At 57.6% G+C, this 283-nt stretch carries 1 protein-coding gene; it reads right to left on the bottom strand.

From position 1 onward, the window contains the following. The coding region (locus tag JBE38_RS27570) for an immunoglobulin-like domain-containing protein (protein WP_342592934.1) at window positions 1-283 on the bottom strand (283 nt) is incomplete at both ends.

A 283-nucleotide genomic window follows, 5' to 3' on the forward strand; every position in this document is an offset into this window, starting at 1 on the left:
AAGTTACCGCCGGTAGCGTCGGTGATCTTGACGGTCTGCGTGCTCTTGTCGATGAACACGTCATCGCTAGGCGCAGGGACGGTCACGGTGCCGACGGTATCGCCAGCCTTGATGGTGATGTTCGAACCGTTATCCAGCTTCAGCGTGACATCAGTACCGGCCTTGTTGCTCAAGGTAGCGGTGTAGATGATCTGACCACCTTCGTTGACCGCACTTGGCGCGGTCAGGGTCACAGTGGTGGTGTCCGCAGTACCCGGAGTATCGGTAACGGTGGTATTTACCG

Source organism: Pseudomonas sp. ICBG1301, assembly GCF_016918385.1.
In the GTDB taxonomy this organism is placed as follows: Bacteria; Pseudomonadota; Gammaproteobacteria; order Pseudomonadales; family Pseudomonadaceae; genus Aquipseudomonas; species Aquipseudomonas palleroniana.